This window comes from Gordonia neofelifaecis NRRL B-59395, from assembly GCF_000192435.1.
In the GTDB taxonomy this organism is placed as follows: domain Bacteria; phylum Actinomycetota; class Actinomycetes; order Mycobacteriales; family Mycobacteriaceae; genus Gordonia; species Gordonia neofelifaecis.
The window spans coordinates 160,378-181,916 of record NZ_AEUD01000005.1; the positions used below are offsets into that span (position 1 = coordinate 160,378).

Below are 21,539 nucleotides of genomic sequence, written 5' to 3' on the forward strand. Positions count from 1 at the left end.
GCTTCTCCAGTGGACACCCAACTCATCGTCGGCATCGTCATCGCGATCGTCGTTCTTCTAGCGCTGGTCGGGGGCACCGGCTTCGTGCTCAGTCGGCGCAGGCGGATCTCGCTGCGCGAGGAGCCGAAGGCCGACACCGATCAGGTCACCGACGGCTCGCAGCGACAAGTCGACCGATCCGGCGGGTACCAGGCCGGATCAGGATTCTCGTTCAGCCAGGGCGGCGCGGGGTCGGCGACGATCGATCGGCCGGAACCGGTGGTCGAACCGGAGACCCCGGTTGAGCTGGAGACCCCGGTTGAACCTGAGCCGGCGGCTGAACCCGAGACCGGGGGTGAACCTGAGTCGACGGCCCCCGTGGTTGAAGACGCCGCCGTCGAAGAGAGTGTCGTCCAAGAGGCCGCCGTCGAAGAGGCTGCGGTCGAAGAACCGGTCGTCGAAGAGCCGGAACCCGCTGCTGCCGAGCCCGAGCCAGTGGTCGAGCCCGAGCCGGTGGTCGAACCGGAGCCGGTGGTCGAAGCCGTACCCGAACCCGCAGCTCCCGCCCTCGATGAGATCGCGCCCACCGAGGGTCGGCTGTCGCGGCTGCGCGGTCGGCTGTCGCGGTCGCAGGGCGCGATCGGTGCCAGCGTGCTCGGTCTGCTCGGCGCGGGTGACCTCGACGAGGACAGCTGGGAGGAGATCGAGGACACCCTCGTGATGGCCGATCTCGGCACCGCCGCCACCTCGACGGTCACCGAACGCCTCCGCGAGGAGCTGGCGACCGGCAAGGTGCGGTCGGCCGACGACGCGCGGGCCGCGCTCAAGCGCGTGCTGGTCGAGCAGTTGCGCCCGGATCTCGACCGCTCGGTGAAGGCACTGCCGCACGCCGACCGTCCCGCAGTGGTCCTGGTCGTCGGCGTCAACGGTGTCGGCAAGACGACGACCACCGGCAAGCTGGCACGCGTGCTCGTGGCCGACGGCCGCCGCGTTCTGCTCGGCGCCGCCGACACATTCCGCGCCGCCGCCGCCGACCAGCTGCAGACGTGGGGCGAGCGCGTCGGTGCAGGCATCGTCCGCGGCAAGGAGGGCGCCGATCCCGCGTCCGTCGCGTTCGATGCCGTCAACACCGGCATCGGCGACGGCGTCGACGTGGTCCTGATCGACACGGCGGGCCGTCTGCACACCAAGTCGGGGCTCATGGACGAGCTCGGCAAGGTCAAGCGCGTCGTCGAGAAGAAGGCCGTGGTCGACGAGGTGCTGCTCGTCCTCGACGCGACCGTCGGGCAGAACGGATTGATGCAGGCGAAGGTGTTCGCCGAGGTGGTCTCGCTGACCGGTGTGGTGCTCACCAAGCTCGACGGCACAGCCAAGGGCGGCATCGTCTTCCGCATCCAGGAGGAGCTCGGCGTACCGGTGAAGCTGGTCGGCCTCGGCGAGGGCGCCGACGACCTCGCGCCGTTCGAGCCGGAGGCGTTCGTGGACGCGCTCCTCTAGTGTCGCGGCCCAGCGCCGCACACCCCGAAGGGCGGATGCACCGGACGAGTTCCGGCGCATCCGCCCTTGTCGTCTGCCGGGTGTCCGTCGGGGGCCGGCCCCTTGCACCATAGTTTGAACCGTGGTTCAATTCATTCAAGAGTTGAACCACGGTTCAAAGTTTCTCGACGGCGTGAGGAGGCCGGATGGCGTACCGACCGACCGAGGCCACCCGCCGCAGTGCGGAGGCGAAGCGGGCGTCGATGCTGGCGACCGCGCGCGGCCTCGTCGCCGAGTCCGGTTTCGCGGGCGCGACCGTCGCGGCCATCGCCGAGGGGAGTGGCGTCAGCGTCGGGTCGGTGTACTCCTACTTCGACAACCGCGAGGCACTGCTCGCCGAAGTCTTCCGCGAGGCCGCCGAATACGAGTTCGACCAGGTGCGTCGAGCCGTCGACGAGATCGGCGACGACCCCGGCAAGCAGTTGGGAACCCTGATCGACGTCTTCGCCGATCGTGCGCTCCGCGGCCGGCGGCTGGCGTGGTCGTTGCTGTTCGAGCCGGTGATTCCGACCGTCGAGGCCGAGCGGCTCAACCTGCGGCAGGCGTACCGCGATCTCGGCGAGCGGATCATCGCCGCCGGCGTGGCCGCCGGCGTCTTCGTCGACCAGGACGCGCCGGTGGTCGCCTCGGCCGTGATGGGGGCGATCTCCGAGGCGCTCGTGGGCGCCCTCGACCCCGCGACGGCCCCGCTGCCGCATTCGGATCCGGAGGAGCTGGTCGCGACCATCCGCCGGTTCTGCTTCCTGGCCCTCGGTGCGACGACCGCCGGCTGACGAATCACCGAACCCGTCGAGACCGACGACCTTCCCCAGAGATCTTTCGCCAGAACTTCAGACCAGAACAAGACAGAGGAGTCGCCATGACCGCAACGCACGAGGTGTTCAACCAGGCCCCGCAGCGCGTCGACGTGAACGAGTACACCAGCCACACGGCGCTGGTCGAAGCCGTCGGTGTGTACGGCGGTGGCTGGGCGACGGATGCGCTGACCGAGGCGGGGGCACTGGTCGGCCGCGCCGATTTCCAGCGCGACGCGGAACTCGCCAACGCCATCACCCCGAAGCTGCACACCCACGATCGGTGGGGCAACCGCATCGACGACATCGAGTTCCACCCGGCCTATCACCGCATCATCGGCGACGCCATCGCCCACGGCGCGCACACCAGCTGCTGGTCCGATCCGCGGGACGGCGCGCATGTCGCACGTGCCGCCATGTTCATGCAGTTCGGCCAGATCGAGCCCGGACACGCGTGCCCGGTGAGCATGACGCACGCGGTGGTGCCGTCGCTGCGCGTGGACGAGAAGCTCGCCGAGCAGTGGCTCCCGCGCGTGTTCTCCAACGACTACCAGCACGACCTCGGTTCGGGGCAGAAGACCTCGGCGATCTTCGGCATGGCGATGACCGAGAAGCAGGGCGGCTCCGACGTCCGCGCCAACACCACCCGCGCCGTCGAGCAGTCCGACGGAACGTACCTGATCACCGGGCACAAGTGGTTCTGCTCGGCACCGCAGTCGGATGCGTTTCTCGTCCTCGCGAAGACCGATCCGGGTGTCACCTGTTTCGTCGTGCCGCGCGTCCTGCCCGACGGCACCCGGAACGTCTTCAACGTCCAGCGACTCAAGGACAAGCTCGGCAACAAGTCGAACGCGTCCAGCGAGGTCGAGTTCGACCGCACCGTCGGCTGGCGGCTGGGCGACGAGGGCGCGGGTGTCCGCACCATCATCGAGATGGTCAACCAGACCCGCCTCGACTGCATCCTCGGCAGCGCCGCGGGCATGCGCCAGTCGGTCGCGGAGGCCGCATGGCATGTGCGCAACCGCGCGGCGTTCGGTGCGACACTGATCGACCAGCCCGCGATGACTGCGGTGGTCGCCGACCTCCAGGTGGAGGCCGAGGCCGCGATCTGGACGGCCATGCGACTCGCGTCCGCCTACGACGACGACGCCGAGGAGTCGGCCGCCTTCCGCAGGCTGGCGACCGCCGTCGGCAAGTACTGGGTCTGCAAGCGCGGTCCCAACCACGCCTACGAGGCGCTCGAGTGCCTCGGCGGAAACGGATACTGCGAGAACGGCTTTCCGCTCTCTCGCCGCTACCGCGAGCAGCCGGTCATGGCGGTCTGGGAGGGCTCGGGCAATGTCATCGCGCTCGACGTGCTCCGCGCGATGATGCGCGACCCGATGTCGGTCGAGGCCGTCGACAACGAGTTCGAGCGGGGACTCGGCGTGTACCGCGAATACGACCTGCACGTCGAGAAGACGCGCAAGCTCATCGCCCAGGCGGCCGCCGACCCGAACGCCGCACCGGCCCTCGCGCGTCGCCTGACCGAGTCGATGGCCATCGCACTCCAGGGGTCGATCCTCATCCGGCAGGCGCCGGAGTCGGTCACCGACGCCTTCATCGCCGGCCGGATCGCGGACCCGGGCCACATGTACGGCGTCCTCGATTCGAACCTCGACCTCGCGGCGATCGCCGCTCGGGCCTGACCGCCACTGCGCCCCCACCTTCCTCACCGTTCCCCGCCGCCCCGGCCTCATCGGAAGACGAATTCCATGCACCTGACCGCCACCCTCGAGCGCAGCGCGCGCCAGTATCCCGACAAGGCCGCCCTGGTCTTCGGGGACGAGGAGATCACTTACGCCGAGCTCCTGGACCGGGCCCGCCGCGCGGCGTCGGTCTTCATCGAGGCCGGAGTGACGCCCGGCGACAGGGTGGCGGTGATGACCTACAACACGCCGGGATTCGTCGTCGCGGCGTTCGGGGCATGGTTCGCCGGTGCGTCGCTGGTGCCGGTCAATCACAAGTTCGCGGCACCCGAGGTGGCCTACGCGCTCGACCACAGCGGGGCGGCCGTCGGCGTGGTGTCCGGCGCATTGGCCACGACAGCGACCGGCGGCGGACCGGACTTCCGGTGGATGACCACCGAAACCGGTCATCACGATCTGCCGGACTTCGACGCTCTCGTCGGCGAGGCGTCGCCGATCGCGGGTCCGGTCGATTCCGATCTCGACACGGTCGCGCAGATCCTCTACACCTCCGGGACGACCAGTTCACCGAAGGGCTGTCTGCACACGCATCGCACCCTGTCGTCTCTCGCGCCGTCGCTCGCCGCGACCCTCGGCTTCACCGCGGAGGAACGGTTCCTGCTCGCGATGCCGATCTGGCACGCGGCGCCGTTGAACGACTGGCTGTTGACGATGATCTCGCTGGGTGCGACGACCGTGCTGATGCGGGAGTTCGATCCGACGGCCTTCCTGCCCGCCGTCGAGAAGCATCGGATCACCGCGTTCTTCGGATCGCCGATCGCGTACCTGCTGCCGATCCAGCTCGCCGACGCGGGCAAGCTGAACTTCGCCGACCACGACCTCTCGACGGCGTCGAAGTGGTTGTACGGCGGCGCATCGCTCGGCGAGCACACCGCTCGACGACTCGTGGAGGCCTATCGAAGCACGCAGTTCTTCCAGGTGTACGGCATGAGCGAGATGGGCCCGGCGGGCACCGCGCTGTACCCGCACGAGCAGGTGGCGAAAGCCGGCTCGATCGGCCGCGGCGGCATGGTCGGGATCGACCTCCGGCTGGTGGACGCGAACGGCGTCGACGTCGGCCGCGGCGGCACCGGAGAGATCTGGCTCCGCGGCGACACCCGGATGATCGGGTACCTCGACAACGACGCCGCGACCGCGGACTCCTTCGTCGGAGAGTGGTTCCGCACCGGCGACGTCGCGCGGATGGACGACGACGGCTACCTGTACATCGTCGACCGCCTCAAGGACGTGATCATCGTCGGCGGTGAGAACATCCACTCGCAGGAGGTGGAGGAGGTCCTCCGCGGTCATCCGCGGCTGGCCGACGTCGCGGTGATCGGCCGACCGCACGCCGAGTGGGGCGAGACGGTGGTCGCGGTGTGCGTGACCGTCGACGGCCAGGACATCACCGTCGACGAGGTGCGCGATTTCCTCGGCGACAAACTCGCTCGCTACAAGCTGCCCCGCGAAGTGGTGGTCGTCGACGCGCTGCCGCGCAATCCGAGCGGAAAGATCGTCAAGCACGTGCTGCGCGCGGAGATCTAGGCCGTCCACCTGGTGTTACGCAGGCGAAACATTCGCGTCGATTCCTTGACGAGTCCGAAACCTGTGTGCGCGGTGGCGCGCAACACGGGCGCTGCATTCTTATCGCGAGACGTCGAACGGCGACGTCTCGCGAGGAGGTGCAACCGTGCAGATTGCATTGCCGGACAACGTGTTCGGAACCGTGGATGCGGGAAATACCGCATGGGTGATCGCGAGCGCGTCACTCGTCCTGCTGATGACGCCCGCACTGGCGTTCTTCTACGGCGGGCTGTCTCGGGCGAAATCAGTGCTGAACATGATGATGATGTCGTTCGCGGCACTGGGCACCGTGACGGTGATCTACGTGCTGTGGGGGTTCTCGATGTCGTTCGGGAACACGCTCACCGGAACCGGTGACATCGGCGGACTGTTCGCCAATCCGTTCTCGCTGTTCGGGTCCGATCAACTCATGCAGACCAAGAGTGTCGGCGACACCACCGAGTACGTGGTGTGGGGCAGCACGCACATCCCCGCCATCGTGTTCATGGCCTTCCAGCTGACGTTCGCCGTCATCACGGTCGCCCTGATCAGCGGCGCCGTCGCCGAGCGCGTCAAGTTCGCCACCTGGGTCGCGTTCACCGTGCTGTTCGCCACCATCGTGTACTTCCCGCTCGCCCACATGGTGTGGGGCGGCGGTCTGATGTCGAACTCCGAGCACTCCCTGGCGTCCTGGATGTTCGGCGTCGCCGACGGCGTCGCCAAGGTGGCGCCCATCGACTTCGCCGGCGGCACCGTCGTCCACATCAATGCCGGCATCGCCGGACTGGTTCTGGCGCTGGTGGTCGGCAAGCGCCGCGGCTTCGGGCGCACCGCCTACCGCCCGCACAACATTCCGTTCGTGATGCTCGGCGCCGCGCTGCTGTGGTTCGGGTGGTTCGGCTTCAACGCCGGCTCCGAGCTCGCTGCGGATGCGACCGCGGGATTGGTCTGGATCAACACCGCGGCGGCGACGGCGGCCGCGATGATCGGCTGGCTCGGCGTCGAATGGATCCGCGACCGGCATCCGACGAGCGTCGGCGCCGCCTCCGGCGTGGTCGCCGGACTGGTCGCAGTGACCCCCGCGTGCGGTGCCATCACTCCGGTCGGCGCGCTCTTCCTTGGGCTCGTCGCCGGCGGCCTCTCGGCTGTCGCGATCGGCCTCAAGTACCGTCTCGGCTTCGACGACTCCCTCGACGTCGTCGGCGTCCACCTGGTCTCCGGCCTGTGGGGCACAGTGGCCATCGGCCTGCTCGCCAAGGAGACCGGACTGTTCTACGGCCACGACTTCAAGCAACTGGCGGTGCAGACGGTCATCGCACTGTTCGCCCTGGTCTTCACCGGAGTCCTGACGTACGTCATCGCCATGGTCCTCAAGCCGATCGGCTGGCGCGTCGACCGCGAGGCCGAGTTCACCGGCATCGACGGCGCGGAGCACGCCGAGAGCGCGTATGAGCCGGCATGAGTTCGCAGACAACTAGTCTCGATCGGGAGAGAAGGGGTTATCCATGAAGCTGATCACCGCAATCGTCAAGCCGTTCACCCTCGAGGACGTGAAGGCGGGCCTGGAGCACATCGGGATCGTCGGGATGACCGTCAGCGAAGTGCAGGGCTACGGCAGACAGAAGGGGCACACCGAGGTGTACCGCGGCGCGGAGTACGCCGTCGACTTCGTTCCCAAGGTTCGCGTCGAGGTCGTCGTCGACGACGAAGCGGTGGACCAGGTGACCGATGTGATCGTCGAGTCCGCTCGCACCGGGAAGATCGGTGACGGGAAGGTCTGGGTGACACCGGTGGAATCGATCATCCGGGTGCGGACCGGTGAACGCGGACCGGAAGCCATCTGAGCCCGGGCGGGCGCCGGATCCGACCTCCGGCGCCACGCTCGGTGCCGCTCGATCGATTCTGCTGCACGACGACTCGCTGACCGGTGCGGACCAGCGCGACGCGATCGCCGGTCTCTTCGAGGACTGGCTGGTGGCCCGGGCGGAGGCGTTGGGTATCACCGACCGGAGCGGCTTCGCCGTCGTCGCGGTCGGAAGCCTCGGCAGGCGGGAGATGGTCGGCTACTCGGACCTGGATCTGATCCTCGTCCACGACGATCGTTACCCCGAGCGGCTGTCGGAGGTCGCGGACGGGCTCTGGTACCCGCTGTGGGATGCCGGAATAAGTCTCGACCACAGTGTGCGGTCGGTCCCCGAGGCACTTCGCGTGACCCGAGAGGACGCGACCGCCGCGCTCGGTCTGCTCGACTCCCGTTTCATCGCGGGGGATCGGGATCTCGCCGACCTGATGACCGTGTCGGTGCGGAACCTGTGGCGGTCGGAGGCACGTCTTCGCCTCCCGCAGGTCATCGAAGCGGCGCAGGATCGGTGGCGCCGGACCGGCGACATCGCTCACCGCGCCGAGCCGGACCTCAAGAGCGGACGCGGCGGCCTGCGCGACATCCAGCTCCTCAACGCGCTGGCGGTCGCTCAACTGACCGACGGGCTGGCGCGTCTGGATCCGGGATCGGCGGGCTCGCCGCTGCCTGCGGCCTACGAGTTCCTTCTCGGCGCCCGTGGCGAGGCCCACCGGATCGCGGGCCGGGCGCGTGATCAGATCCGCGCGCAGGACGCCGATGAGATCGCGGTCGGCCTCGGCGTCGCCGATCGGTTCGAGCTCGCGCGCCGGATCAGCGACGCCGGCCGGACCACGTCGTACGCGGTCGACGCCGGTCTGCGGACCGCGCAGAACGCCGTCAGCCGTCGCGGATTCTCGCGGCTGCGGCGCGCGACGATGCGCCGACCGCTCGACGAGGGCGTGGTCGAACAGGGCGGCGAGGTGGTGCTGGCCCGGTCGGCGATTCCCAGTCAGGATCCGGGACTCGTGCTGCGGGTCGCGGCCGCCGCCGCGCGGAATCGGCTGCCGATCAACGGGCCCGCGCTGGAACGACTGGCCGCGTACGGTGCGGCGATGCCGGAGCCGTGGTCGGCCGAGGCACTGTCGGATCTGCTGGTGCTGCTGGCCGCCGGTCACGACATGGCGGGGCCGGTGGAGGCGCTGGACCGCGCGGGGCTGTGGGGCCGGATGTTCCCGGAGTGGGAGCACGTCCGCGATCTGCCGCCGCGCGACGGCATCCACACCTGGACCGTCGACCGGCATCTGATCGAGACGGTCGCGGGTGCCGCGGAGCTGACCACCAGCGTGTCCCGCCCGGATCTGCTGTTGCTCGGCGCGCTCCTGCACGACATCGGCAAAGGCCTGGGCGGCGATCACTGTGCGGTCGGCGCCGATCTCGCCGACACCGTCGGACGCCGCCTCGGCCTCTGGGAACCCGATCGGCGCATCCTCTCCGAGATGGTGCGTCATCACCTCCTGTTGCACCGCGTGGTGACCCGGCGCGATCCCGCCGATCCCGCGGTGGTCGCACACGTCGCCGAGACGCTCGGTGGGAGCGCGGTGCTCGCCGAACTGCTCGGGGCCCTCGCCGACGCCGACTCCCGTGCCACCGGGCCCGGAGTGTGGAGTGAGTGGAAGGCGACGCTGATCTCGGGGCTCGTCGAGCGGGTGGTCGCGCACATCGGCGGCGCGCCGGTGACCGCGCCCGATCCGATCGCGCCGGAATTCCGCGAACTGGCGGAGCACGGCGGTCTGCACGTGCGGCTCAACCCCGGTGACGGACCGAACATGACGGTCGTGACGATGATCGCGCCGGACCGGCCGGGACTGCTGTCCAAGATGGCGGGGGTGCTCGCACTGTCGGGTCTGCAGTCGCACTCGGCGACCGTCGGTGTGCACGCCGGGCACGCGGTCGACTCGTTCGTCGTGATGCCGACGTTCGGCGGTCCTCCCGATGCGGTGCTGCTCCGCCAGCGCCTCGTCGCGGTGCTCGGCGGCGGCCGCGATCCGGTGGCCGAACTTGCGGCCCGCGCCGCCGCACGACAGCCCGAGGCGGGGCTGTCGGGCCGACCCGCCGTTCCGGTGTCCCGGATCGCCGCCCCACCGCGAGTCCGGTGGCTGTCCGGACCGGACGGTCATCCGCTGCTGGAACTGCGCGCCGCGGACGACGAAGGCCTGCTCGCGAGGGTGACGGCGGAGCTGGAGCGGTCGGACGCGGACATCGCGTGGGCGACGGTGTCCACCCTCGGTGCGACCGCGGTGGACACCTTCTGCGTCGATCTCCGCCGTGACGACGCGGCCGCACGGGAGTCGATCGCGGCCGCCGTCCTGGCAGTGTGCGCGCCGGTGAGGTAGGGCGGACGTGCGCGATCACGGTCCGCGCGACATCACCGCGCCCGGACGTGGAAGGATGGGGGAATGTTCGAATCCCTCTCTGACCGGTTGACCGGTGCTCTGAAGGACCTGCGCGGCAAGGGACGGCTGACCGACGCCGACGTCGACGCCACCGCGCGAGAGATCCGGCTGGCACTGCTCGAGGCCGACGTCTCGCTGCCCGTCGTCCGCACCTTCATCGCGCGCATCAAGGAGCGGGCGAAGGGGGCCGAGGTCTCGGGGGCGCTGAATCCGGCGCAGCAGATCGTCAAGATCGTCAACGAGGAGCTCATCGGCATCCTCGGCGGCGAGACACGACGGGTTCAGCTCGCGAAGAACCCGCCGACCGTCATCATGCTCGCGGGCCTCCAGGGCGCCGGTAAGACGACCCTGGCGGGCAAACTGTCGGCCTGGCTCGTGAAGCAGGGGCACACGCCCCTTCTCGTGGCCTGCGACCTCCAGCGTCCCGGCGCCGTCCAACAGCTGCAGATCGTGGGAGAGCGGGCCGGGGTTCCGGTGTTCGCGCCCCACCCGGGGACGTCGGTGGGCGGAGAGGGCGCGCTCGGCGTCGACGGCTCCGCCGACCCGGTCGCCGTCGCACAGGCCGGTGTCCAGGAGGCCAAGGACAAGCAGCACGACGTCGTCATCATCGACACCGCGGGCCGTCTCGGCATCGACGCGGAGCTGATGCGCCAGGCGTCGGACATCCGCGACGCCACCAGCCCCGACGAGGTGCTCTTCGTCCTCGACGCGATGATCGGTCAGGACGCGGTCACCACCGCCCAGGCGTTCGCCGACGGCGTCGACTTCACCGGCGTGGTGCTCACCAAGCTCGACGGCGACGCCCGCGGCGGTGCCGCGCTGTCGGTCCGGGAGATCACCGGCCGTCCGATCATGTTCGCCTCGACCGGCGAGAAGCTCGAGGACTTCGACGTCTTCCACCCGGACCGCATGGCCAGCCGCATCCTGGGCATGGGCGACGTGCTCTCGCTCATCGAGCAGGCGGAGCAGCACTTCGACGAGGCCGAGGCGCAGCGCACCGCGGAGAAGATCAGCCAGGGTGAGCTCACCCTCGACGACTTCCTCCAGCAGATGCTGATGATCCGGAAGATGGGACCGATCGGAAACCTGCTCGGCATGCTCCCGGGGGCGGGGGACATGAAGGACGCCCTCTCGCAGGTCGACGACAAGCAGCTCGACAAGATCCAGGCGATCATCCGCGGCATGACGCCGGCCGAGCGCGACAACCCGAAGATCATCAACGCCTCGCGCCGCATCCGTATCGCGAAGGGCTCGGGCGTCACCGTCACCGACGTGAATCAGCTGGTCGACCGGTTCTTCGCGGCCCGCAAGATGATGTCGCAGATGTCGGGCCGGATGGGCATGGGCGGCGGCGGTCGCAAGAATGCGCGCAAGGGCAAAGGCAAGGGCAAGAAGGGCGGCAAGGGACGCGGACGCGGGCCCACTCCGCCCAAGGCGATGCGCGGCGGCTTCCCGGGTATGCCCGGCATGGGCCTGCCGCCTGGCATGGATCTCAGCAGCATGCCGCCGGGACTCGACGAACTGCCGCCGGGACTCGAGGGCATCGACCTGAACAATCTGAAGTTCCCGAAGAAGTAGGCGGCCGGGCGCGCGATGAGCGAAGTCCTCGAATTCAACGGCACCGATCCGTTCACCGGCGAGCCGCTGCGGTTCTGGATGGCCGACGGTGTCGTCTCCATGGAGCCGATCGCCGGTTCCGTCGTGGCGGTCGCCCGCGGCTGGATCGTCCCGGGCCTGGTCGACGCGCACAATCACGTCGGCATCGCGCCGGGTCTCGGTGTCACGATCGAGCAGGCGAGGGGACTGGCACAACGAGATCTCCGCGCCGGCACCATGCTGATTCGCGAGGTGGGATCGCCCGTCGACACCCATCCGCTCGACGCCGATGCGCACGGGCCGAGGTTCGTGCGCGCGGGCAAGCACATCGCTCGGCCGAAGCGGTATCTGCGCGACTACGGCGTCGAACTCGACGATCCGGAGCAGCTGGCCGCCGAGGTGGCCACGCAGGCCCGCGCGGGCGACGGCTGGGTGAAGCTGGTCGGTGACTGGATCGACCGCGAGGTCGGTGATCTGGCGCCGCTGTGGACCCGCGACCAACTGGACGCGGCGGTCGCCGCGGCGCACGAGAACGGCGCCCGGATCACCGCCCACGTCTTCGGGGCCGACGCGCTGCCCGACATCATCGGAGCGGGCTTCGACTCGATCGAGCACGGCACGGGCCTCGACGAGGATCTGATCGACGAGATGGTCAGGCGTGACATCGCGCTGGTCCCGACGCTGATTCAGCTCGAGACCTTCCCCGACATCGCGGCGGGCGCCGACAGGTTCCCGAAGTACAAGGCGAACATGTTGGCACTGCACGCCGGTCGTCGAGACGTCTTCGCGCAGGCCCGCGAGGCGGGGGTCCGGATCTACGCGGGCACCGACGCCGGCGGCACCATCGAGCACGGCCGGATCGTCGACGAGATCGAATCGCTGGTCGGCATCGGGCTGTCACCGATCGAGGCGCTGGACGCCGCTTCGACGGCTCCGCGAGACTGGCTCGGCGTCCCGGGCATCGAGCACGGTGCGCGCGCGGACTTCCTGGTGCTCGACTCTGATCCCGGACAGGACCTGACGACGTTGCGGCGCCCGTTGCACGTGGTCTGTGGCGGCGAACGAGTCGTCTGAGTTCTCGCAGTACTGAGTTCTCGCACTACCAACGCGTAGCGGGCGAGGTCCCTGTCGGATGTCCGATTTCCAGGGACCTGACGTGGTGGTCGTGCGAGTTCAGCTGATGATCTGCAGGACGCCGATGGCGATGAGCAGTGCGGTGACGAGCCAGCCGGCATACCGGATCACCACGTCGCGGTTGCGGCGTCCGTAAGCGAACACCCGCCCGATCCACCAGTGCGGCCGGGCGCGGACGACCACCAGGGCCAGCCCGGCGAGCAGCGGCAGACTGAGCGCGACCGTCGCGTACAGCAGGAGTCCGATGTAACGCTCCAGGAATGACGCGTCGGCGGTGGAGAACACCGCCAGGCCGGCGTAGAAGGGCACCGAGGTCGCCGACTGCACGACGCCGAGGACGAAGCCGACCAGCATGGTCAGAGGCGACGGCGCGCGCAGGGGAGTGAGGATCTTGTCGACCATGTCGGACGAGTCGCCGCCGCGCCAGGTCAGGATCGCCGTCAGCACCCCGGTCAGGATCAGCAGGATGCCGAACAGCGGCGACGCGATCACCGTGTCGACCACCGACTTGAGCCCGTCGAACACCAGCATCACGGCGACGGCGAGCAGGAAGACGCCCAGCCAGTCGCCGATCAGGACCAGCGGCGCGATCCGCCGATAGTGGCCGGGACCGAGCATCAGCGCCAGCGCGACCAGGACGCCGATGAGAAGCACGTTGACCGAGTCGACGAAAGCGAGCGACAGGGCGTGCAGCATGGGCTCTCAGGTCTCCGCAACGTCATGACGGCGGCCGGTGCGGCCGCCGATCTCCGGTGCCACGGTACCGGCTTCGTGTCGTGACCGAACATTCGCGGCGGTCGACGGCGCATCCGGTTTGGGGGCGGACAGGCGGTTCTGGCAGAATAGAACGCTGGTTCGCCGGAGCCGGCCACGGCCGACCGGCGGTCACCCCGAAAGAGACCGCAAAACCGGGCTCGTCGCCGATCGGCGGGCCGCTGAATTGCGCAGTGACACAAGGAGACGCCCACATGGCTGTCAAGATCAAGCTCACGCGGCTCGGTAAGATCCGCAACCCGCAGTACCGCATCGTCGTCGCGGACGCGCGCACCCGTCGCAACGGCCGCGTCATCGAGACCATCGGCAAGTACCACCCGAAGGAAGAGCCGTCGCTGATCGAGGTCGACTCGGAGCGCGCTCAGTACTGGCTGGGTGTCGGCGCACAGCCGACCGAGCCGGTCGCCGCCATCCTCAAGATCACCGGTGACTGGCAGAAGTTCAAGGGCCTGCCGGGCGCCGAGGGCACCCTGAAGGTCGCCGAGCCGAAGACCTCGAAGCAGGACCTGTTCAACGCCGCGCTCGCCGCCGCCGAGAACGAGCCGTCGGTCGCTGCGACCACCGCGAAGAAGAAGGCCAAGAAGGCTGAGGAGAAGGCCGACGACGCCGCTGCCGAGGCTCCGGCCGAGGCAGCCGAGGAGGCCGGTGACGCGAAGGCGGACGCGTGAGCGCCGTTGTCGCTGACGCCGTCGAACACCTCGTTCGCGGCATCGTCGCCAACCCGGACGACGTCCGGGTCGACCTCATCACCGGCCGTCGCGGCCGCATGGTGGAGGTCCACGTCAACCCCGACGATCTCGGCAAGGTGATCGGCCGCAACGGCCGCACCGCCACCGCGCTTCGCACCCTTGTCGCCGGCATCGGCGGCCGCGGTGTGCGCGTGGACATCGTCGACACCGATCGCTGATCGAAAGCAGGATTCGGATCTGATGGATCTGGTGATCGGTCGTGTGGTCAAGACGCACGGCATCCGTGGAGAAGTCGTCGTCGACATCCGCACCGACGACCCCGCCGACCGTTTCGCAGTCGGCACGCGCCTTCGTGGGCGTGCCGCGCGCAACGCGGGCGGCGGGGAAACCGAATACGAAGTGACAGCCGCCCGGATGCATGCCGGGCGGCTGTTGCTGTCGCTTGCGGACGTCCGCGGACGCGAGGAGGCGGACAGACTGCGCGGGACGCTGTTCGTCATCGACGCCGCCGACGTCGACTCCGGCGACGACCCCGACGAGTTCTACGACCACGAGCTCGAAGGCCTGCCCGTCTCGACGGTCGACGGCGTCGAGGTCGGCGTCGTGAAAGAGGTCTTGCATCTGCCCGGCGGCGAGCTGCTGTCGGTGACGACCACGGACGGGCGCGAAGTGCTGGTCCCGTTCGTACGCGAGATCGTGCCGACGGTGACCCGCGAGGGCATCGAGATCGATCCGCCCGACGGCCTCATCGAGCCGATCGAGGACTGACATGCGCATCGACGTGGTGACGATCTTTCCCGAGTACCTCGAACCGATGCGTGCGGCGCTTCTCGGCAAGGCGATCGACGCCGGTCTGATCGAGGTCGGCGTCCATGATCTCCGGCAATGGACGTACGACGTCCACCACAGCGTCGACGACGCCCCCTACGGCGGCGGACCGGGCATGGTGATGAAGCCCCAGGTGTGGGGTGAGGCCCTCGATGCGGTCTGCCCCGACGACGCGCTGCTGGTGGTGCCCACGCCGGCCGGTGTTCCCTTCACTCAGGCCACCGCGCAGCGGTGGAGTTCCGAGCGTCACCTGGTGTTCGCGTGCGGTCGGTACGAGGGGATCGACCAGCGCGTCTTCGACGACGCCGCCCGGCGCGTGCGCGTCGAGGAGGTCTCGCTCGGCGACTTCGTGCTGATCGGCGGCGAGGTCGCCGTGCTGGCGATGGTGGAGGCCACCACCCGGCTGATGCCCGGAGTGCTCGGCAATCCGCAGTCGCACCAAGAGGATTCGTTCTCGGACGGCCTCCTCGAAGGCCCCAGCTATACGCGCCCCAAAGTGTGGCGCGACTTGGAAGTGCCTGCGGTGCTGCTCTCCGGCGACCACGGGAAGGTGGCCGCCTGGCGGCGCGAGCAGGCGCTCGACCGCACCCGCGAGCGTCGACCCGATCTGCTGACCGACTGATTTGGCGTGTCGGGGAACCGGCAGCCTCTGCCGCGCGTCCAACAAGGTATGAGTACCTCGTGGACGGTCTCGGCTGACGAGATCCTCGCGCGCCTCGACTCGATGGATCCGGCGGCTGCACATGCCGACGCTGCGGAGATTCGCCGGATCGTCGACGCGGCCCGAGCCGTGGGCGAACGGCTGGCGGCGGCATTCGGCACCGGCGTCCTGGTCGGGGCTGCCGCGGATGGCGGAACCCGGGCCGGAACCCAGGTCGCGCGACAGGTGACGACCACGGCCGAGCGGCTCGCCGGCGGGAGTGCATCGTTGGCCTCGGCCTCCGGGATCCTCGCCTCGGCGGTGGCCTATCGGCCGCGTATCGCGGCGATCGGAGTGCTCGCGGCCGCCCGCGGTGCGACTCCGGACGGCGGGGCACTCGCCGCACTGCTCGGTGCCGGCGGGCAGTTGGCGGCCGTCTACAACGCGCCGATGGATGCCTCGGCCAGCGGACTGTCTGCTTCCGCATCCGATCCCGGCGCGAGCCCGCAGACCGGCTCGACCCTCGATGTCGCGGGCGATTCCCGGAACGACGTGGCGCGATCGGGACCGACGACGGTCGCCGGCGACGTCCGACGACCCGACTCGGACGCCATTCCGCAGCCGGGGACTGTGTCACCACAGTCCGCACCCGGCGACGGTCCACCGACGGCCGCCCCCGGTTCCACGATCGCGGGATCGCCGTCCAGTGACCCCGCCGACACGCCGCGTCCGGGCGCGGCGCCGCCGGGCGGAGGATCGGGCACCGATGGCCCACGTTCGGGACCGGTGCCGTCGACCGCCTCCGGTCCGCTAGCACAGGTGATGCCGGTGAGCATGCCGCCGCCGGTGCGTGGCCCGCTGCCGGGAGCGCCGATCCCCGTTCCGACGGCGGGGAGCCCCAGGATGCCGATCACCGCGCCGAGGGCGGGTGGGCCGCTGTCGGTGCCCTCGGCGGCGGCCGCGGCCCCGAACCCCGGAGTCTCCGCCACCGGAGCGTCGAGCACAGCGGCCTCGACCGGCGGCTCGCGATCGGGGAGCGGCCCGTACGGCTCGCCGGCGGCGCGCCGTCACGACACCGAGGAGCGAGGCCACCGGCCGTCGGAGTACCTGCGGTCGGAGGGTGAGGGGATACTGGTCCTCGGTCCGCAGCCGCTGGTCGCGCCCGCCGTGATCGGCGAACTCCCGAGGTCGGTGCGGAATGCGGAGGAGCCGCCGTCGGCCGAACTCGGCGGTCCGGCCGCGGACGTCGAACAAGAACTGGATCTGACACTGTGACGTTCGGATCGTTCCGCGCGTCGGACGCCGTGGTGCCCGGATTTCCCTCGGGGTGGGTCGAGGTGGCACAATGTTTCAGGTTGCCTGCTGGGGACTTCATGTCTTCCCGACGCAGCGCACGACCTCACATGCCACGGGCACGAACCGGTCGAACCTCGCCGAGAACTCGGTGCGGCCGCCAGGTTCCTCTGCCCCGCCCAGATTGGACGAGATATGAACACCCTGGACTTCCTCGACAAGCAGTCCCTCCGCGACGACATCCCCGAGTTCGCCCCCGGCGACACCCTTGACGTGCACGTCAAGGTCATCGAGGGCTCGAAGGAGCGCGTGCAGGTCTTCAAGGGCGTCGTGATCCGTCGCCAGGGCGGCGGCATCGGCGAGACCTTCACCGTCCGCAAGGTCTCCTTCGGCGTCGGCGTCGAGCGCACCTTCCCGGTCCACAGCCCGAACATCGCCAAGATCGACGTGCTGACCCGCGGTGACGTCCGTCGCGCCAAGCTGTACTACCTCCGCGATCTGCGTGGCAAGGCCGCCAAGATCAAGGAGAAGCGCTGATCTTCACGTCGCCTCCGCGACGCAGACTCGAGACCCCGCTCCCGGTGCCGATCACTCGGCCCGCGCGCGGGGTTTCGTCGTCTCCGGGCACCGGAGGTGACACGGAGAAGCGAAAGTGAACCGCGCGGTCACCTGCGGCGCCGACATCGCTACCCTGTTCTACGTGGATGACAACTCACGCGGGGACGACCCGTCGCAGGCGAACGAGGAGTCCGGCAGCGGCGAGGACGCGCAGTCGGATCCCGGTTTCACCTTCCAGGAGGACGCCTCCGACGACGAGGAGAAGGGCAAGAGCCGCTGGCTTCGTGAGCTGCTCATCATCGTCGCGATCGTGCTGGTGCTGATGTTCGTCTTCACCCAGTTCTTCTTCCGCCAGTACGTGGTGCCGTCCGAGTCGATGGAGCCGACGCTGCACGGCTGTTACGGCTGCACCAACGACCACATCGTCGTCGACAAGATGGTCTATCGCTTCAGCGACCCGGAACCCGGCGACGTGGTGGTATTCAAGGCGCCCACGAGTTCGTGGGACGGCGGGTGGTCGTCGCCGCGGTCGTCGAACCCGGTGATGCACAAGGTGCAGGACGTGTTGGCCTGGTTCGCCCTGGCGCCCCCCGATGAGAACAATCTCGTGAAGCGGGTCATCGCGACCGGCGGGCAGACTGTTCAGTGCCGCGAGGCGGACGGCAAGGGGGTGACCGTCGACGGCAAGGCGCTGAATGAGCCGTACATCGACAAGCAGTTGCAGGCGCAGACCTATCAGCAGTCGGGCGGCGTCCTGGGCCAGGGCTCGTGCTACGGCGAGGACTTCGGCCCGATCAAGGTGCCGGAGGGCAACCTCTGGGTGATGGGCGACAACCGGAGCAATTCGGCCGACTCCCGCGCGCACATCGATGACGAGTACCAGGGCACCGTTCCGGTCTCGGATGTGCGCGGCAAGGTCCGCTTCATCATCTACCCGTTCTCCCGGATCGGGGGAGTCGGCTCGGTGAACCCGCAGAGCTGACGGACCTCGCTCCGCCCCATCGATCTCGACCTGGATGACGTACGCATGACCCGAACGACACGGTGGCCGCCGCGGTCGCCGGTGCGCAAGGCGGCCGGCCTGCGCACCCTCGAATTCACTCTCGCGCGGCAGGGGCTGGGGCCCGTCGCGGGCGTCGACGAGGCCGGCCGCGGCGCATGTGCCGGGCCGCTGGTCGTCGCGGCCTGCGTGCTCGGCGCGGCGCAACTGAAGTCGCTGGCCTCCCTCGACGACTCGAAGAAGCTGTCCGAGGCGACGCGGGAGCGGCTCTACACCGCCGTCGTCCGGCACGCGGTGAGCTGGAACGTGGTGGCGATCCCGGCGGCCGAGGTCGACCGCCTGGGTGTGCACGTGGCGAACATCGAGGGGATGAGGCGCGCCGTCGCCGGACTCTCGGTGCGTCCGGGCTATGTCCTCTCCGACGGCTTCCAGGTCCCCGGGCTGCCCGCGCCGTCGCTTCCGGTGATCGGCGGCGACGCGAACGCCGCCTGCATCGCCGCCGCCTCGGTCCTCGCGAAGGTGACGCGCGACCGGATGATGGTCGCGCTCGATGCGGAGCTGCCGGGCTACGAGTTCGCGGTCCACAAGGGGTACAGCACGGCGTTGCACATGGCCTGTCTGGATGCGCGCGGGCCGTCCGTGGAGCACCGTATGTCGTACCGGAACGTCCGCGATAGGCTGGCCTGATGAGCGCTGAAGATCTCGAGAAGTACGAAGCCGAGATGGAGCTGTCCCTGTACAAGGAGTACAAGGACATCGTGGGTCAGTTCACGTACGTCGTGGAGACCGAGCGCCGGTTCTACCTCGCCAACGGTGTGAATCTGGTGCCCCGGAACTCCGACGGCGAGGTCTACTTCGAGATCCACATGACCGACGCCTGGGTGTGGGACATGTATCGGCCCGCGCGGTTCGTGAAACAGGTGCGTGTGGTGACGTTCAAGGACGTGAACATCGAGGAGCTCGAGAAGTCCGAGCTGCGGCTGCCCGACGAGCCGTGACGACGGTCGGCAGGTGATCCGGCCCAGATATGAAGCAGGCCCGGAAGGCGGAACCGATTCGCCTACCGGGCCTGGTCTTCACCCGAGGGCTACCGCGCGCCGACCGCAGTGTTCGGCGTCACCGCGATGTTCTCCTCGGCGAAGCGTTTGATGACATCGATCTTCTCGTCGAGCGGACTGTCGAAGTCGAGTCCGTAGAGTGGCCACGGCGACGTGAGGATATCGGTCACGCCGGCCTCGAACTGCTCCTCGTAACCCTCGTGCGAGAACCGGTCGATGCAGAAGGCCTGGATCTCGAACGGTTCGTCCGCGCGCCCGTACTCCTCGCGCAACCGCTCGAGGCGCGCCATGGTTCCGGTGAGCTCGTCGAAGGTCATCATCGCCGAACTCCAGCCGTCCGCGTACTTCGCGGCGCGTCGAAGTGCCGCGTCCACGTGGCCGCCGACGTAGATCGGTACCGGCTCGGTGGGGGCCGGACTCATCTTCAGCCGGTCGAAGTCGAAGAACTCCCCGTGGTACTCGACCATCTCGTCGGTGAGCAGCAACTTGATCACCTCGATCATCTCGTTGACCCGCTTGCCGCGATTCTCGTACGGAGCACCGCACCAGAGGAACTCCTCCGGCGCCCAGCCGATTCCCACACCGAGACCGAACCGGTTGCCCGTGAAGTGGGCGACCGAGCTGATCTGCCGTGCGAGGAGCACGGGATTGCGCGAGCCGAGCTTGATGACCTGCGTGTAGTACCGGATTGTCGAGGTCGCCGCCGCCATGGCCGTCGCGGCGAGCAGCGGATCGGCCCACGGAGTGTTCTCATTCCACATCCGGGTACCGTCCGGCGTGTACGGGTACGGGGCCGACGCGACCTCCGGGTAGAAGATGGCGTCGGGCAGACCGATCGAGGTGAAGCCGGCGGCTTCGGCGGCCTGGGCGAGCGGAACCAGCTGGTCGAGGGGATTCATCGCCACGTTGAGGGTGAACTGCCGCTTGCTCATACTCCGACTCCGATCTCGGCGAAACGGTCGTCGACCTGCTGCTCTGTGAGTCCGAACTCGGCGAGGTCGTAGGTGTGCGACGGCGCTCGGTCACCGCTGCGACTCGCGACGACTTCGGCCTCCATCGCGCTTCGCGCCTCGTCACTCAGGTCGAGGCCGAAGTGCGCGTAGACGCCCGCGGCCGTGCCGATCGGGTCGCCGACGAAGTCGCGGTAGTCCACGTCGAGGAATTGGTCGGAGCTGTACGACGCGCGGGCCTCGTTGAACTGCTCCAGTCCGCGGGCCCACAGATCGAGCTGCGCGGCACCCAGCTGCTCGGCCGAGAACGACTCGGACCAGCCGATGGCCGACTGCCGGTTGAGGCTGCTGATGGAACCGATCACCGTCTTCGGATCGCGGTGGGTCACGATGACGAGAGCGTCCGGATACACGGACATGATCTCGTCGAGCGCGAACATGTGGCTCGGATTCTTCAGCACCCAGCGTCGGTCCTGATCGTTGGCGCCGATCAGCTGCAGATTTCGGCGATGACGCCGGTAAGCAGGCGTCCAGTCCTCGGTGCGCAGCCACTCGGAGTACGACGGCACATGGCACTGGCACTCGTACGCGATCGAGCGCATCGACTGCTGCAGCACACGCCAGCACTCTTCGACGACGTCGGCGTCCATGTAGTGCATGCCCATCAGATCGGGATTCGCCTCGCGCTGCGCCGCGAAGGCGTCGTCGATCTCCCGGTAATCGGGGTTGGCGGCCCACTGATCGCGCGGCGGCCGTGGCTGTGGTCGCTCGGCCAGCCACATCTCCATGCCCTGATGGCCGGGATCGACGCTGAGCAGGCGATGCAGAGCCGTGGTTCCGGTGCGGGGGAGGCCGGTGAGGAAGATCGGCCGGTCGATGGGCACGTCGAGGTGCTGCGGATGATCACGGAGGGCCGCCTCGCTCTTGAGTCGCGCGATGAGCCCGCCGATGACGATCTCTCGGGTGGACGCGACACCGAGACCGGTGAGACCGGCTTCGCGCGCGTAGCTGTCGATGAGAACGCGCAGTCCTTCGAGGTAGTCGGTCTCGCCGAAGTCCGAGAGGCCGGTCCGGGCGCTGGCGGCCTCGTGTACCTCGTCGATGCTGAAAGGGGATTTCACAGGGGT

The 21,539-nt window shown here is 68.9% G+C and carries 21 protein-coding genes; 18 read left to right on the forward strand and 3 right to left on the reverse strand.

The window, feature by feature from the left end:
• Positions 1-9 precede the first annotated feature (9 nt).
• From ftsY to SCNU_RS07950, 9 genes are all read left to right on the forward strand, one after another.
• The gene (gene ftsY, locus SCNU_RS07910) at positions 10-1,476 is read left to right on the forward strand and encodes a signal recognition particle-docking protein FtsY (RefSeq protein WP_009678834.1); all 1,467 of its coding nucleotides are present in this window, start codon (positions 10-12) and stop codon (positions 1,474-1,476) included.
• 185 nt (positions 1,477-1,661) lie between these two features.
• Positions 1,662-2,288, forward strand: coding sequence for a TetR/AcrR family transcriptional regulator (locus SCNU_RS07915; protein WP_009678835.1), 627 nt, complete (start codon positions 1,662-1,664; stop codon positions 2,286-2,288).
• Positions 2,289-2,374: 86 nt separating this feature from the next.
• Entirely contained in the window at positions 2,375-3,997 is a 1,623-nt protein-coding gene (locus SCNU_RS07920) for an acyl-CoA dehydrogenase family protein (protein WP_009678836.1), read from the forward strand.
• 66 nt (positions 3,998-4,063) lie between these two features.
• Entirely contained in the window at positions 4,064-5,581 is a 1,518-nt protein-coding gene (locus SCNU_RS07925) for a class I adenylate-forming enzyme family protein (RefSeq protein WP_009678837.1), read from the forward strand.
• A gap of 145 nt (positions 5,582-5,726) precedes the next feature.
• On the forward strand, positions 5,727-7,061 hold the full coding sequence (locus tag SCNU_RS07930; protein ID WP_040517984.1) for an ammonium transporter: 1,335 nt from the start codon (positions 5,727-5,729) through the stop codon (positions 7,059-7,061).
• A gap of 43 nt (positions 7,062-7,104) precedes the next feature.
• On the forward strand, positions 7,105-7,443 hold the full coding sequence (locus SCNU_RS07935) for a P-II family nitrogen regulator (RefSeq protein WP_009678839.1): 339 nt from the start codon (positions 7,105-7,107) through the stop codon (positions 7,441-7,443).
• Positions 7,418-9,832 carry a [protein-PII] uridylyltransferase gene (locus SCNU_RS07940; RefSeq protein WP_009678840.1) on the forward strand — a complete coding sequence of 805 codons (2,415 nt, stop codon included), beginning with the start codon at positions 7,418-7,420 and terminating at the stop codon, positions 9,830-9,832. The genes SCNU_RS07935 and SCNU_RS07940 overlap by 26 nt, the downstream gene beginning before the upstream one ends.
• Positions 9,833-9,895: 63 nt before the next feature.
• Entirely contained in the window at positions 9,896-11,470 is a 1,575-nt protein-coding gene (ffh, locus tag SCNU_RS07945; protein WP_009678841.1) for a signal recognition particle protein, read from the forward strand.
• A 15-nt stretch (positions 11,471-11,485) separates the two neighbouring features.
• Positions 11,486-12,562, forward strand: a complete 1,077-nt coding sequence (locus SCNU_RS07950; protein ID WP_009678842.1) for an amidohydrolase family protein — start codon at positions 11,486-11,488, stop codon at positions 12,560-12,562.
• Positions 12,563-12,661: 99 nt separating this feature from the next.
• Here the strand turns inward: SCNU_RS07950 and SCNU_RS07955 are convergent, their stop codons facing one another.
• Entirely contained in the window at positions 12,662-13,318 is a 657-nt protein-coding gene (locus tag SCNU_RS07955; RefSeq protein ID WP_009678843.1) for a sulfite exporter TauE/SafE family protein, read from the reverse strand.
• 272 nt (positions 13,319-13,590) lie between these two features.
• Between SCNU_RS07955 and rpsP the strand changes: the two genes are divergently transcribed.
• From rpsP to SCNU_RS08000, 9 genes are all read left to right on the forward strand, one after another.
• Positions 13,591-14,064: a 30S ribosomal protein S16 gene (gene rpsP, locus SCNU_RS07960; RefSeq protein ID WP_009678844.1), complete on the forward strand. Its 474-nt coding sequence runs from the start codon at positions 13,591-13,593 to the stop codon at positions 14,062-14,064.
• A complete protein-coding gene (locus tag SCNU_RS07965; protein WP_009678845.1) occupies positions 14,061-14,303 on the forward strand; it encodes an RNA-binding protein in 243 nt (80 codons plus the stop codon). Before rpsP ends, SCNU_RS07965 begins: the two co-directional genes overlap by 4 nt.
• 22 nt (positions 14,304-14,325) lie before the next feature.
• Complete coding sequence (rimM, locus tag SCNU_RS07970) at positions 14,326-14,853, forward strand: ribosome maturation factor RimM (RefSeq protein ID WP_009678846.1); 528 nt, start codon at positions 14,326-14,328, stop codon at positions 14,851-14,853.
• Position 14,854: 1 nt separating this feature from the next.
• Complete coding sequence (gene trmD / locus SCNU_RS07975) at positions 14,855-15,535, forward strand: tRNA (guanosine(37)-N1)-methyltransferase TrmD (RefSeq protein ID WP_009678847.1); 681 nt, start codon at positions 14,855-14,857, stop codon at positions 15,533-15,535.
• Between the two features lie 48 nt (positions 15,536-15,583).
• The gene (locus tag SCNU_RS07980; RefSeq protein ID WP_009678848.1) at positions 15,584-16,828 is read left to right on the forward strand and encodes a YML083C domain-containing protein; all 1,245 of its coding nucleotides are present in this window, start codon (positions 15,584-15,586) and stop codon (positions 16,826-16,828) included.
• A gap of 213 nt (positions 16,829-17,041) precedes the next feature.
• On the forward strand, positions 17,042-17,383 hold the full coding sequence (gene rplS, locus SCNU_RS07985; protein ID WP_009678849.1) for a 50S ribosomal protein L19: 342 nt from the start codon (positions 17,042-17,044) through the stop codon (positions 17,381-17,383).
• A gap of 163 nt (positions 17,384-17,546) precedes the next feature.
• On the forward strand, positions 17,547-18,386 hold the full coding sequence (lepB, locus tag SCNU_RS07990) for a signal peptidase I (RefSeq protein WP_238526402.1): 840 nt from the start codon (positions 17,547-17,549) through the stop codon (positions 18,384-18,386).
• A 45-nt stretch (positions 18,387-18,431) separates the two neighbouring features.
• Positions 18,432-19,091 (forward strand): ribonuclease HII, encoded by a 660-nt coding sequence (locus SCNU_RS07995; protein WP_009678851.1) that lies wholly within the window; start codon positions 18,432-18,434, stop codon positions 19,089-19,091.
• Complete coding sequence (locus SCNU_RS08000) at positions 19,091-19,402, forward strand: DUF2469 domain-containing protein (RefSeq protein ID WP_009678852.1); 312 nt, start codon at positions 19,091-19,093, stop codon at positions 19,400-19,402. The genes SCNU_RS07995 and SCNU_RS08000 overlap by 1 nt, the downstream gene beginning before the upstream one ends.
• Before the next feature lie 89 nt (positions 19,403-19,491).
• On the opposite strand, the gene SCNU_RS08005 is transcribed toward SCNU_RS08000, so the two are convergent.
• Together SCNU_RS08005 and SCNU_RS08010 are read right to left on the reverse strand one after the other, a co-directional pair.
• The gene (locus SCNU_RS08005; protein WP_009678853.1) at positions 19,492-20,394 is read right to left on the reverse strand and encodes a TIGR03619 family F420-dependent LLM class oxidoreductase; all 903 of its coding nucleotides are present in this window, start codon (positions 20,392-20,394) and stop codon (positions 19,492-19,494) included.
• The gene (locus SCNU_RS08010; RefSeq protein ID WP_009678854.1) at positions 20,391-21,533 is read right to left on the reverse strand and encodes a sulfotransferase family protein; all 1,143 of its coding nucleotides are present in this window, start codon (positions 21,531-21,533) and stop codon (positions 20,391-20,393) included. Before SCNU_RS08010 ends, SCNU_RS08005 begins: the two co-directional genes overlap by 4 nt.
• Positions 21,534-21,539 lie beyond the last annotated feature (6 nt).

Coding starts and splice junctions, on each gene's coding strand:
- SCNU_RS07915 (WP_009678835.1), top strand. CDS start 1,662: ATGGCGTACCGACCGACCGAGGCCACCCGCCGCAGTGCGGAGGCGAAG.
- SCNU_RS07920 (WP_009678836.1), top strand. CDS start 2,375: ATGACCGCAACGCACGAGGTGTTCAACCAGGCCCCGCAGCGCGTCGAC.
- SCNU_RS07925 (WP_009678837.1), top strand. CDS start 4,064: ATGCACCTGACCGCCACCCTCGAGCGCAGCGCGCGCCAGTATCCCGAC.
- SCNU_RS07935 (WP_009678839.1), top strand. CDS start 7,105: ATGAAGCTGATCACCGCAATCGTCAAGCCGTTCACCCTCGAGGACGTG.
- ffh (WP_009678841.1), top strand. CDS start 9,896: ATGTTCGAATCCCTCTCTGACCGGTTGACCGGTGCTCTGAAGGACCTG.
- SCNU_RS07950 (WP_009678842.1), top strand. CDS start 11,486: ATGAGCGAAGTCCTCGAATTCAACGGCACCGATCCGTTCACCGGCGAG.
- SCNU_RS07955 (WP_009678843.1), bottom strand. CDS start 13,318: ATGCTGCACGCCCTGTCGCTCGCTTTCGTCGACTCGGTCAACGTGCTT.
- rpsP (WP_009678844.1), top strand. CDS start 13,591: ATGGCTGTCAAGATCAAGCTCACGCGGCTCGGTAAGATCCGCAACCCG.
- rimM (WP_009678846.1), top strand. CDS start 14,326: ATGGATCTGGTGATCGGTCGTGTGGTCAAGACGCACGGCATCCGTGGA.
- trmD (WP_009678847.1), top strand. CDS start 14,855: ATGCGCATCGACGTGGTGACGATCTTTCCCGAGTACCTCGAACCGATG.
- SCNU_RS07980 (WP_009678848.1), top strand. CDS start 15,584: ATGAGTACCTCGTGGACGGTCTCGGCTGACGAGATCCTCGCGCGCCTC.
- rplS (WP_009678849.1), top strand. CDS start 17,042: ATGAACACCCTGGACTTCCTCGACAAGCAGTCCCTCCGCGACGACATC.
- SCNU_RS07995 (WP_009678851.1), top strand. CDS start 18,432: ATGACCCGAACGACACGGTGGCCGCCGCGGTCGCCGGTGCGCAAGGCG.
- SCNU_RS08000 (WP_009678852.1), top strand. CDS start 19,091: ATGAGCGCTGAAGATCTCGAGAAGTACGAAGCCGAGATGGAGCTGTCC.
- SCNU_RS08005 (WP_009678853.1), bottom strand. CDS start 20,394: ATGAGCAAGCGGCAGTTCACCCTCAACGTGGCGATGAATCCCCTCGAC.